Source organism: Natronomonas sp., assembly GCF_036625485.1.
Lineage (GTDB): Archaea > Halobacteriota > Halobacteria > Halobacteriales > Haloarculaceae > Natronomonas.
The window spans coordinates 1-10,982 of record NZ_JAZKTR010000084.1 but is presented as its reverse complement, the minus strand read 5'-3'; the positions used below and the strand labels follow the sequence as shown (position 1 = coordinate 10,982).

Sequence of the window (10,982 nt, the reverse complement as noted above, 5' to 3'; positions counted from 1 at the left end):
AGGCCATCGACGCGATGAACGAGCGGTTCGACCTCACGGTCCACGACGGCATCGAGATGGATTTCGACTCCCGCGACATCGACGAGATCGCGGCGTTCCTCGAGGAGGCCGACTTCGAGTACGCCATCGGCAGCGTCCACCACCTCGACGGGATGAACGTCCACGTCGAGCCGTACTTCGCCAAGAAGGACGAGCAGGAGACGGTCGCTCTCGTCGACGAGTTCTACAGCGAGGCGGTCGCCCTCATCGAGTCGGAACTGTTCGATATCGCCGCCCACGTCGACCTCGTGGAACGGAACCCCGCCCTCCGGGATTACGCCACCGAGGACCACTTCCATCGGGTCGCCGAGGCCGCCGAGAACTCCCGTACCCTGCTGGAGATCAATGCCGGACGCATCCTCGGCGAGTACGGCGAGTTCCATCCCGGCCCCGACTTCATGGAGATCCTCGACAGTTACGACATCGAGTTCGTCCTCAGCACCGACGGCCACACGCCCGAAGAGGTCGTCGAGCGCACCGAGGAACTGGAGAAGTTCGCGGCCGCCCACGGACTCGACACGACCGAACTGGCCCTCCAAGGGGATTAGCGAGACCGTTCTGTCGACGTAACGTCTGGGTCCTCGGTCAGGACGTCGTCGGCCGTCTCCGCCGTCGTCTCGACGCCGGCCTGTCGGGCGATGGTCGTCCCGAGAACCAGCGCGACGACGACGTCGTAGTAGACGCCGCCCTCGACGGCCAGCGGGAACGCCGCGAACGAACTGTAGACGTAGAGTCCAACCGCGACGGCGGCGACCGCGAGGCTCCGGTTCGGCGACCGCGCTTCGAGGGCGGCCCGCGCGTCCGAGAGGACCGGCCCGCCCGCGAACAGCAGGACGAACCCCGACAGTACTGCGAGATTGAGATAGAAGTGCGAAGCGAAGATCGAGCCGAGCGCCCGCTCCAGCAGCGCGACGACCGTCTGGTCGTAAAAGGGCAGGTCGAACCGGGTCGGGTAGATGACGGCGGCGTACGGCGCGAACACCATCAGGCCGGCCATCACGCCGGCGGCGAATCGTGCCTCCGCCCACTGCAGCCGTCGGCGGTTCTCGAAGGCCTCGTCGGTCGTCTCGACCGGATAGCCGAGGTCGGCCAGTTCCGTCCGGAGGGTCGCCTCGGTCGTCGTCTCGGCATCGTAATCGACGCGGGCCGTCCCGTGTCGATAGCTGGTCGTGACGTTGCTCACGCCATCGAGACATCCGATAACGACCTCGATGAGTCCGGCACAGGTGGGACAATCCAGCCCGGTGAGTTCGAAGACACATCGGTCGTCATCCTCGTGAACCGTCGAGGTCGAAACCGCCGTCTCGGTCGCTTCCTGCACGTCGCGTTCGGTAACGCCGTCGAATGGTCGCACGACGGCACCGACGTCTCGTCCACAGCCGCCCGACCCGCATGCATCGGGGTGTACCGCCCCTGCTGAGTCGTGGGTCGCCATAGCTGTCCGTGTGAACATATAGCACAATCCCGAAGGATATGAAACTACCCCTGCAACCACGTCGGGGATAGCCTCAACAGGGCATGCAGTTCGTTTCGACCTCCGACTCGGTGAGTTCCGGCGACCGAGCCAGCAGTTCGAGCGCTTGGTCGTCGGTTCCGGGAATCGGCGTGCCGTCCACCGAGGGCTGCGGCGGGTGTTCGGGGGTCGGCGATCGCTCTTCTTGGCCCGTACTCGCGGCTATCGCACCGTTTTCGATGGGGACCGCGATCTGCCAGCCGGCATCGATTAGTTGCTCTGCCGTGCCCGAGAAGACGACGAGGACGTCGTATCGCACGTCGTCGGGGCTTCGATACTTGCCGACGACCGCATCGGTGAGGCCGGTTTCACCGAGGCCCGGCTCGTAGGTTTCCGCCAGCGTCCATCCCTCACCGGCTTCGGGAAGATACGATTCGACATCCTTCACTTCGGCTTCCGGCGTCGAGTCCTCGGGGTCATCAGGACTGGAAAGACATCCCGGAACGAAGGCCACCGCGGCGACCGAGAGGAGGCGGCGTCGCTTCATATCCCGAGATGAGTGTCGGGCGATATAATCGCGGTGAAGACTCAAACAGCGGTTGAATATTCCGAAGATTACGCAGTTTCGCGCTGGAGATAACGAACCGAGAAGCATCCGCCGAGCGGGGCGCTTGAAAAGCGCCCCCGAGGCGGTTCCCGCTGGCGAGGCCGAAGGCCGAGCCAGCGTAGCGCGCGACGACTAACGCTCAGCCGACCGCAGGGAGGCTGGGCGGCTGGAGGAGCGGGTTGCGGGCCTGTGGCCCGCAACCGCATGGACGTGGCTGCGTTAGAGCACCAGCCGTTGACAACTCCCACAGAGGTTCTCCTCTTTGACGTCCACCTCGCGGACGGTCGGCGAGAAGTTCATGACACACCGGGAGTTGTCGCAGTGTTCGAGACCGAGGGTGTGGCCGATCTCGTGGACGACCTCCTTCCGGACCCGATCCGAGAAGATGTCGCTAGCCGACTTGTTCGAGAACCCGCCGTCCGACGAGGTCTGGAGGCGGTACGTCGAGATGACCGACCCGTTGCCGGAGAGGTAGGCCAGTCCGAAGACGTAGTTTCGTCGCCGGTAGTAGAGGTCGTTGTCGGTGATGGCGATGTTCTTCTCGCCGTTGCCGACGCGGCCGGCGAGTTCGATGAACTCCTCTGCGCGGTACTGTTCTCGTGCCGGGTCGTAGGCGCCGTCGGGGATGGGCCGGGTGTCGTGGATCGTGACGTCACAATCGTAGACGGATCGCAGGGCGCTAGAGGCTTCCCGCTTGACCACTGCGGGGATGTCGCCGACCGGCACGATGTCGACGTGCATGGGAAAACGTTAGATACCGCTGTTCATAAACATCCCGACGTGCACACCCAGTCCAACGCGGGACTCGTCGACCGGCTGGCCCGGTACGACGAGGTGGTCGAAGTCGGCGTCGGGAACCGCCCGGATATCGCGGCACGGCTGGCCGAACGCGGATGTTCGGTCACCGCGACCGACGTCTACGACCGTGAGCCACCGACGGGTGTGCGATTCGTTCGTGACGACGTGACCGACCCCGACGCGAGCGTCTACCGCGGCGCCGAGGCGGTGTACGCGCTGCGCTGCCCGCCGGAGTTACAGCGGCCGCTGGTCGACGCCGCGCGGACGGCGGGCGCGGATTGCCTGTTTACAACGCTGGGTGGGGACCCCGCCGTGGTCGCGGCGGCGCCCGAGACGGTGGGCAACCAGACCGTATTTCGAGCCAAACTATGAACGTAGACGCGGTTATTCTGGACATCGACGGCGTACTGGTCGACGTAGCGGACTCCTACCGGCGGGCGATCGTGGAGTCGATAGAACACGTCTACGGCGAGACCATCGAGAAGGACGACATCCAACTGTTCAAGAACGCCGGCGGGTTCAACAACGACTGGGAGTTAACCTACGCGGCGGCGCTGTACGTGCTCGCGCGCCGCGAGAAACCCGCCCTGAGCATCGAGACGTACGCGGGGCTCATCGCGGCCTCCGGCGGCGGTCCCGAAGCCGCCCAGACCGCGGTCGCCGACGAACTGGACCCCGCCTCCCGCGAGCAGATCCTCGACGAGTGGGACCGCGAGCGCCTGCGGGACGTCTTCCAGCAACTCTACCTCGGAAGCGACCTCTACCGCGAGTTGGAGGGCGGCAAACCGGACCTCGATACGGAGGGATTCATCCACGACGAACCCGTCCTGCTGTCGCCCGAGACGCGAGAGGCGCTGGAAGCGTGGCCGCTCGGCGTCGTCACCGGCCGGCCCGCCGCCGAGGCCGACATCGCGCTGGAACGGGTCGGCCTCGATATCCCCGACGAGCACCGCTTCACGATGGACGACTGGGAGGAGGGCAAACCCCATCCTCGCGCGCTGTTGGACCTCGCGGACGCCTTCGACGCCGACAGCCTCGCCTTCGTCGGCGACACGCTGGACGACATCCACACCGCGAACAACGCCGCCGAGGCCGACCCCGAGCGGGAGTACTACGGCGTCGGCGTTCTGACCGGCGGATTGACCGGCACGAAGGGTCAGCGAAAGTACCGCGAGGCGGGCGCGGAGGTCATCCTCGACAGCATCAACGACCTGCCGACTCTGCTCGATAGCCCATGAGCACCGAACGTCTTCTCGTGTGGGTCGTCGCAGTTCTCGCGTGTGCCGGGTCCGTGTTCGTCTACGGCGGCGTGTCCCGGCCCGAATCGACAGGTGCTCTCCTCGCCCTCGGCGCGTTCGTCGCGCTGCCGCTTGCGGTCGTCTTCGGTCGCTTCCTGTTGTCGTTCCGCCCCGTGAAACGCGGCTGGCGTTAGAAGAAGAGGCCCGGGTCCTCGTGGGTGAAGGTCACCCGGCTGTCGTCCGAAAGCGGGCGGACGTGGGTGTACATCACGCCGGCGTCGGTCGCGCGTTCCTCGAGCGGTTCGGAACCGGCGATGTCGAGAAACGCCGGGACGACGACGGCCACGTCCTCGCCGTCGGCGTCGGTGCCTTCGACGACGACGATGAGGAAGCGAGCGCCGCCCTCCTCGTTGCGGTAGACGTGTGAGGTATCGAAGGTGGCCTCCTCGACGAGCGATTCCAGCGCCTCGAACTCGTCGCCCGGCGCCAGTACGTCCAGTCCGAACGGGACGTCGGTCAGCGGCGTCACGTCGCCGGTGTGGACCAGCAGCGTCCGATAACCCTCCTCGTTGTACTCGGCTTCCGTCGCCTCGGCGTCGTCCATCAGTTCCTGCCAGCGGTCGGCGACGATAGGCGGGGGCGATTGGGTGTTCATATCGGGTAGGGGGCATCGAACGGCAAAAACACCCCGGTCACCGGAACCGAGTTCGGGGGACTCACTCCCGCGTTTCGACGCGGTCGACGGTTCTCGGGTTGACGTCTTCGGGGAGGCCGTTGAGGTGACAGGCGGCGCGGTCGCCCTCTGGCGCGTGGGTCTCGCAGATGCTCCGGTAGCGCTCGGCGAGTTCGTCGGCGGCCTCGTCCCATTCGCCGTCCGCCAGCGATTCGAAGGCGAGATGGAGATGCTGCCGCTCCCGTTCGGGGAGGTCGATATCGTCGGGGAGCAGGCGGTCGGCCAGCGCCGCGGCGACGTTGCCCTCGGCGTCGTTTCGAATCTCGTCGAGGCTGATATCCCGGCTCTCGATGCGACCCCGAACGTCCATGACCGCGCGATAGGCCCTCTGGGAGAGGTTGATATTGGCCGGCGGAATGACCTTCGGACACCGTGTTCGGAACCGACAGCCCGAGGGTGGGTCCCGCGGGGAGGGCACGTCGCCGGACAGCGGGTCGATGTCGCGCTGCTGTTCCGCCGTCGACGCGCGGGGGACGCTCTCCAGCAGCGCCTCGGTGTAGGGGTGTTGTGGGTTCGCGAACAGGTCGTCCGTCTCGGCGACCTCGACGAGTTCGCCGAGATACATCACCGCGACTCGGTCGCAGATGTGCCGGATGACCGAGAGGTCGTGGCTGATGAAGAGGTAGGTGAGGTCGAAGTCGGCCTGCAGGTCCGCAAGCAGGTTGAGCACCTGCGCCTGCACGCTCACGTCGAGGGCGCTCGTGGGTTCGTCCAACACGAGGAAATCGGGGTCCAGCGCGAGCGCGCGGGCGATGCCGATACGCTGTCGCTGGCCGCCCGAGAACTCGCCGGGATAGCGGTCCAGTTGGTCCGCCGAGAGACCGACCCGTTCCATGAGGTCGGCGACCCGCTCGCGACGCAGTTCCTGGTCGGAGCAGCCCTGCCGGTCGACGTCGCTGTCGGCCCACGGCCAGTCGTGGATATCCAGTGGCTGGCGGATGGACTCGCCGACGGTCATGCGGGGGTCGAGGCTCGAGTAGGGGTCCTGAAAGACGACGCCGGCCCGACGCCGGAACTCGGTGAGGTCCTCGCTTTCGACGAGGTCGGTGCCGTCGTACTCGACGGTGCCGGCGGTCGGTTCCAGCAACTGGAGGATCGTCTCGCCAGTCGTCGATTTTCCGCACCCGGATTCGCCGACCAGTCCGAGCGTCTCGCCTTCGTGGATGTCGAAGGAGATACCGTCGACGGCCCGGACCGGGTCGGTCGTATCGCCGAACAGTCGGTCAAGAAGCGAGTCCCCGGTGTCGAAGTGCTTCTCCAGGTTCCGGACCCGCAACAGCGGTTCCTCGGCCGTCGCGTTCGTGTGGTCGCTACTCATCGAAGTACCCCTCCGGAAGCGCGTTGCCCTCGGTGTGGTCCATCTCCGCGAGATAGCACATCGTCGCGTGGTCGTCGTCGACGTCGAACTCCGGTGGCTTGTCGAGACACGCCTCCATCGCCTTCGGACACCGGTCGGCGAAGTAACAGCGGTCCGGCATCTCCTCGTCCATGAGGCTGGGGACGTTACCCTCGATGGGGGTCAGGCGACCGTCCTCGCCGTCGATGTCCGGAATCGACCCGATCAGCCCCTGCGTGTAGGGGTGGACCGATTCCTCGAAGACGTCCTCGAGGGTGCCGCGTTCGACGAGTTCGCCGGCGTACATCACGCCGACCCGGTCGCACATCCGGGCGATGACGCCGAGGTTGTGCGTGATGAGGACCGTCGTCATGCCCGTCTCCTGCTGCAGGTCATCGAGCAGGTCCAGCACCTGCGCCTGGATCGTCACGTCGAGTGCCGTCGTCGGTTCGTCGGCGACCAGCACCGACGGTTCGCCGGCCAGCGCCTGGGCGATCATCGCCCGCTGGAGCATCCCGCCGGAGAACTGGTGGGGGTACTCGTCGGCCCGTTCGGCGGGATCGGGAATGCCGACCAACTCCAGCAACTCGACGGCGCGTGCATGGGACTCCTCGTCGACGTAATCCCGGTTCGGTAGCATGCTGTCGGCGACGAACCGCGCCAGCCCGTATCCCTGGGTCCGCGAGCGGGTCGACCGCGGGTTCGCGCTCGCGCGGCGCTGGACCTCGACGGCCTCGGCGATCTGCTCGCCGACGGTGATCGAGGGATTGAAACTGCTCATCGGGTCCTGGAAGATGGTCGAAAACTCCGTGCCGCGCAGAGCGCGGCGCTCGCTCTCGCCGATGCGCCGGAGGTCGACCATCTCGCCGTCGACGGCTTCGGGCGTCGTCTCGGCCACCCGCTCGGCGATGTCGGGCGACCGGAACCACACCTCGCCGCCGGTGATGCGGCCCGGCGATTCCACGAGGTCGATGAGCGACAGCGCCGTGACGGACTTGCCGGAACCGGACTCGCCGACGATGCCGAAGACCTCGCCGTCCTCGACGTCGAAGGAGACGCCGTCGACGGCATTGACCTGCCCCTCATCGGTGAAAAATCGGGTCGAGAGGTCCTCGACGCGGAGTTTCGACCGACTCATACGCCACCCTCCCCCTCGATGCCGGGGTCGAGCGCATCCCGGAGCCAGTCGCCGAGCAGGTTCACCCCGATGACGGCGAGGACGATCGCCAGGCCGGGCATCGTCGCGATCCACCACTGGTTGCGCTGGTCGTTGCGGCCGTCGGCGATGTCGGCCCCCCAGGTCAGGTCGGTCCCGGAGAACCCGAGGAACGACAGTGCCGACTCCAGCAGGATGATCGCCGCGACCTGGATCGTCGCCAACACGATGATCGGCGTCAGCGAGTTCGGAAGGACGTGCTGTCTGAGGATGCGGATATCCGAGGCGCCGACGCCCCTGGCGGCCTTGATGTACTCCTCGCTGCGGATGCTGATCGCCTCCCCGCGGGCGACGCGGGCGAACCACACCCAGTTGACCAAAGCGACGACGACCGTCACCGTCACCGGGAAGGTGAACTCCGCGGGCATCTCCGCGACGTGTCCCGACCGCGGAATTATCAGATTCGGTATCGTTTCGGATCGCGCGGCGGCGACGAAGGGGTCCGGTATCGTGGCGGTGTGGAAGTCGGTCTCCCGGAAGACGCCGACCAGCGCGATGGCCAACACGAGCGACGGGAACGCCAGCATAACGTCCGCCCCGCGCATCAGGCTGTCGTCGATACGACCCCCGAAGTAGCCGGCCGCAAGCCCATAGGGGACGCCGATGAGCGCCGCAAGCAGCGCGCCCAGCACCCCCACGAGGACGGAGACGCGGGCGCCGTACAGCAGCCGCGAGTAGATGTCCTGACCGAGCGTGTTCGTCCCGAGGGGGAACTCGTTGCGCGGCTCGACGGTCACCGTTTCGGTGCCGCTGGGGGTGACCCGCTCTGAGGTGTAGGTCACGCCGAGAGGGGGCAGCTCCGAGAGGTCCTCGGTGCCGCCGGTGCCGATTCGGGTCGTCGTCGGGTCGTGCAGCGCGAAGAACGGTGCGAACGTCGCCACCAGGATGATCGCGAGCACCAGCACGACGCCGAGCTGTGCGAGCCGACTGGTCTTGAACTCTCGTCGGAGGCTCCGTTTGACGCGGTCCGAGAGCATCACTCGCTCACCACCCTCGGATCGAGGTACGCGTACAGCGCGTCCACGGCGATGTTGATGATGACGAAGCCGGCGCCGATGACGATGATCGTTCCCTGGATGGAGGTCCAGTCACGGTTGTTGATGCTGAGGATGAGAAAGCGGCCGAGTCCCGGCCACGCGAAGACGGACTCGGTGATGACGGCCCCGCCGATGAGCGTCCCGAGCTGCAGCCCGAGGACGGTGACGATGGGGATGAGCGTGTTCCGGAGGACGTGTTTGTACAGCGTCAGCGTCTCCGGGAGTCCCTTGGCGCGACAGGCCTTCACGTAGGCCTTGTTGATCTCTTCTAACATGCCGCTCCGGGTGAGCCGCGTGATGAGCGCGGTAAAGTAGGTTCCGAGCGTGATGGCCGGCAGAAAGAGGGCGGCAGCCCACTGCCCCAGTTCCGAAAACGAGCCGTCGGTCAGCGCGCCCAGCGCCGTCCCGAACCCGACGGGACGGCCGTTCGTCGGGATGAAATCCACATTGACCGCGACGACGATGATGAGCATGACGCCGAGCCAGAAGTTCGGCGTCGAGATACCGACGAGCGAGAAGGTCGTCGCGGCGTAGTCGGAGGGTTCGTGGCGCCGGCGCGCGCTGATGACGCCGAGCGGGATCGCGATGACGATGGCGACGACCGTCGCCGCGACGGCGAGTTCGATCGTCGCCGGCAGCCGCGTGAGGATGCGGACGCTCACCGGCCGGCCGTTCGACATCGACGTGCCGAAATCCAGCATCGCGAGGTCGGTGAGGTAGTCGAAGTACTGGAGGTAAAGGGGCTGGTCGAGCCCGAGGTTCTCCCGGAGGCGCTGGCGGACCTCCGGGCCCGCGTCGGGCGGCAGGAGGGTCGCCGTCGGATCCCCCGGCGTCAGGAACCGAAGGAAGAAGACGACGGTCACGACGCCCCAGATGACGAGGATTCCCTGGAGGCTCCGTTTCAGCAAGAACTTCCCGAGACCCATGATGTGGCAAGAATCGCCACCCCGGTACAAAAATCCGCCGTTATCGCCGCTTTTGCCCCCCGACGAGAGGAGTCGGCGCCGTTACTCGGGGATGTTGCGGGCCTGTTGTAGCAGTTCGGCCATCTCGTCGTTGTTGAAGTGCTGGAACGGACCCTCGGTGAACCACGGCGACATCGCGTAATCGCCGTCGAGCGTGGGGTTCCCCCAGCCGATGAGGAAGAACGCGGGCGACTCGTCCTGCGGTGCGAGCAACTCCCCGACCAGGTCGCCGAAGTCGCGTCGGTTAGCCGTACAGGAGACGTTGTCGAGTTCGTCGATCTGGCTGGCCGCGGCCTCCGCGATGTCGGCGTCCCGGAGGTAGCGGCCGACCGGCGTGTGGAGTTCGATCTCGACGCCAGCGTGGCCGCTGGCCTCGACCAGCGCCTCCGCGCGTTCGGGGTCGTGCGGGTAGGGGTCGAGGTCGCCGTTGTGGCCGTTGTGGCCCGGCAACGTCGGCTGGCTGGTCTGGTTGCCGAACTCGTTGAGGATGCTGTTGATGATCGACTCGACGTCGACGGCGAAGTTCATCGCCTGCCGGAACTCCTGGCTGTCGAACGGCTCGAAGGCGTCGTTCTGCACCAGGAAGATGTTCCGGATCGAGGGGACGTCCTCGAAGCCGACGCCGTCGGCCTCCTGGACGTCCGGGATATCGCCCGGCCGGACGTTCGTGATGAGGTCGCTGTCGCCGCTGATGAGCGCGTCGACGCGGGGGCCGTCCTCGGGGATGCCGTTGAACGTGACCGCGTTGGGGTCGGGCTCTTCGCCCCAGTAGGCGTCGAACTTGGTGAACGAGACGCGGGTCCCCTCGACGTACTCGTCGAGTTCGTAGGGGCCGGTCCCGTTGATTTCGGTGCTGATGTCGTTGCTGTCGTCGTTGACCCAGCTTTCGGAGACCACTCGACCGAACGCCGTCAGGTTCCGGAAGATGGTCGGCGTCAGACTGTCGAGGTCGAGGATGACGTTGCCGTCCTCTGCGCGCGCCTCGTTGATGTCGCCGAGGTTGTCCGCGACCTCACTGACGTCGGGGTTGTTGGCGCGGTTGATGGAGAAGGCGACGTCCGAGGGGTCGAGGTCGTTACCGTTGTGGAACTCGACGTCGCCGCGGATCTGGAGTTCGATCTCGAGGTCGTCGGTCCGCTCCCAGTCGGTGACGATGCCCTCGAGGGGGCGGCCGGTGTCGTCCTCGCGGCCGAGGAAATTGTCGTAGGCCTGGTCGATGATGTTGTACTGTGGGGTGGCGTTCTCACCGGTCGGATCCAGCGTCTCCAGCAACTGGCCCTGGCTGACGGTGATCTCGTCCAGATCCGTCTCGAACTCGCGGACGTAGATGCTCTCGTCGGCGCGGGCGTCCCAACTGACGTCGTCGTTGATGCCGTAGATGCTGAACTGCTGGTGGAGGAACACCCACGGCGCCTGCTCGTGTGCCAGGCCGTTGACGTGCTGGAGGACCTCCGTCCGGGTCGGGTCGTCGGAAAGTTCCCCGTCGTAGGTCCGAAGTTCGGCCTCGGCACCGTCGTCGGGCGTATCCGTCTCGCCGTTGCCGTTGCCGTTGCCGTTGCC

General features: G+C 66.3%; 13 protein-coding genes. 4 read left to right on the top strand and 9 right to left on the bottom strand.

All coding sequences use genetic code 11. From position 1 onward, the window contains the following. Nucleotides 1-587, top strand: a 587-nt coding sequence (locus V5A53_RS09335) for a histidinol-phosphatase (protein WP_332313335.1), incomplete at its 5' end; no start/stop codon positions are given. Here the strand turns inward: V5A53_RS09335 and V5A53_RS09330 are convergent. The 3 genes from V5A53_RS09330 to V5A53_RS09320 all read right to left on the bottom strand — a co-directional run bounded on the left by V5A53_RS09330 (nt 584) and on the right by V5A53_RS09320 (nt 2,840). Continuing rightward, a complete protein-coding gene (locus V5A53_RS09330; protein WP_332313334.1) occupies nt 584-1,393 on the bottom strand; it encodes a cation transporter in 810 nt (269 codons plus the stop codon). The two genes, V5A53_RS09335 and V5A53_RS09330, sit on opposite strands and share 4 nt — an antisense overlap. A 154-nt stretch (nt 1,394-1,547) precedes the next feature. Further along, nucleotides 1,548-2,039, bottom strand: a complete 492-nt coding sequence (locus V5A53_RS09325) for a hypothetical protein (RefSeq protein ID WP_332313333.1) — start codon at nt 2,037-2,039, stop codon at nt 1,548-1,550. Nucleotides 2,040-2,318: 279 nt separating this feature from the next. Then, nucleotides 2,319-2,840 carry an archaemetzincin family Zn-dependent metalloprotease gene (locus tag V5A53_RS09320; RefSeq protein ID WP_332313332.1) on the bottom strand — a complete coding sequence of 174 codons (522 nt, stop codon included), beginning with the start codon at nt 2,838-2,840 and terminating at the stop codon, nt 2,319-2,321. 39 nt (nt 2,841-2,879) lie between these two features. Between V5A53_RS09320 and V5A53_RS09315 the strand changes: the two genes are divergently transcribed. The 3 genes from V5A53_RS09315 to V5A53_RS09305 are packed head-to-tail and all read left to right on the top strand — an operon-like array spanning nt 2,880 to nt 4,329. Next, nucleotides 2,880-3,269 carry a UPF0146 family protein gene (locus tag V5A53_RS09315; protein ID WP_332313331.1) on the top strand — a complete coding sequence of 130 codons (390 nt, stop codon included), beginning with the start codon at nt 2,880-2,882 and terminating at the stop codon, nt 3,267-3,269. Beyond that, entirely contained in the window at nt 3,266-4,135 is an 870-nt protein-coding gene (locus V5A53_RS09310) for a TIGR01548 family HAD-type hydrolase (protein WP_332313330.1), read from the top strand. The genes V5A53_RS09315 and V5A53_RS09310 overlap by 4 nt, the downstream gene beginning before the upstream one ends. Beyond that, nucleotides 4,132-4,329 carry a hypothetical protein gene (locus V5A53_RS09305; RefSeq protein ID WP_332313329.1) on the top strand — a complete coding sequence of 66 codons (198 nt, stop codon included), beginning with the start codon at nt 4,132-4,134 and terminating at the stop codon, nt 4,327-4,329. The genes V5A53_RS09310 and V5A53_RS09305 overlap by 4 nt, the downstream gene beginning before the upstream one ends. Here V5A53_RS09305 and V5A53_RS09300 read toward each other — a convergent pair. The 6 genes from V5A53_RS09300 to V5A53_RS09275 all read right to left on the bottom strand — a co-directional run. After that, nucleotides 4,326-4,790, bottom strand: a complete 465-nt coding sequence (locus V5A53_RS09300) for a DUF7529 family protein (RefSeq protein ID WP_332313328.1) — start codon at nt 4,788-4,790, stop codon at nt 4,326-4,328. The genes V5A53_RS09305 and V5A53_RS09300 overlap by 4 nt on opposite strands. A 61-nt stretch (nt 4,791-4,851) precedes the next feature. Continuing rightward, entirely contained in the window at nt 4,852-6,186 is a 1,335-nt protein-coding gene (locus tag V5A53_RS09295) for an ABC transporter ATP-binding protein (protein WP_332313327.1), read from the bottom strand. Next, nucleotides 6,179-7,342: an ABC transporter ATP-binding protein gene (locus V5A53_RS09290; protein WP_332313326.1), complete on the bottom strand. Its 1,164-nt coding sequence runs from the start codon at nt 7,340-7,342 to the stop codon at nt 6,179-6,181. The genes V5A53_RS09295 and V5A53_RS09290 overlap by 8 nt, the downstream gene beginning before the upstream one ends. Continuing rightward, nucleotides 7,339-8,397, bottom strand: coding sequence for an ABC transporter permease (locus V5A53_RS09285; RefSeq protein ID WP_332313325.1), 1,059 nt, complete (start codon nt 8,395-8,397; stop codon nt 7,339-7,341). Before V5A53_RS09285 ends, V5A53_RS09290 begins: the two co-directional genes overlap by 4 nt. Next, a complete protein-coding gene (locus V5A53_RS09280) occupies nt 8,397-9,383 on the bottom strand; it encodes an ABC transporter permease (RefSeq protein ID WP_332313324.1) in 987 nt (328 codons plus the stop codon). The genes V5A53_RS09285 and V5A53_RS09280 overlap by 1 nt, the downstream gene beginning before the upstream one ends. 81 nt (nt 9,384-9,464) lie before the next feature. Further along, nucleotides 9,465-10,982 (bottom strand): ABC transporter substrate-binding protein (locus V5A53_RS09275; RefSeq protein ID WP_332313323.1); only part of this gene is annotated, 1,518 nt, incomplete at its 5' end.